Below are 217 nucleotides of genomic sequence, written 5' to 3'. Positions count from 1 at the left end.
TCTTGATTATGCTTCAGGGATGAGAATCCGTTTTTGGGTTCGTCGGAGCATACACTTCGAGAGCATTAGCTTCGCAGTCTCGAACGAAGTGAGAGTATCCCGTCGGTTCCGCCATTTAATATTTAATACCGCATGCGGACGTGGCTCAGCGGTAGAGCATCGCCTTGCCAAGGCGAGGGTCGCGGGTTCGATTCCCGTCGTCCGCTCCAATTATTTT

1 tRNA gene is annotated in these 217 nt (G+C 51.6%); it reads left to right on the top strand.

Going from position 1 to position 217, the window contains the following annotated elements:
* Positions 1 to 134: 134 nt before the first annotated feature.
* A tRNA-Gly gene (locus CHH60_RS29510) sits at positions 135 to 209 on the top strand.
* The last annotated feature ends 8 nt before the right edge of the window (positions 210 to 217 follow it).

This window comes from Paenibacillus sp. 7523-1 (genome assembly GCF_002276415.1).
Taxonomy (GTDB): Bacteria; Bacillota; Bacilli; order Paenibacillales; family Paenibacillaceae; genus Paenibacillus; species Paenibacillus illinoisensis_A.
This window is presented reverse-complemented; position numbering and strand designations above follow the sequence as displayed.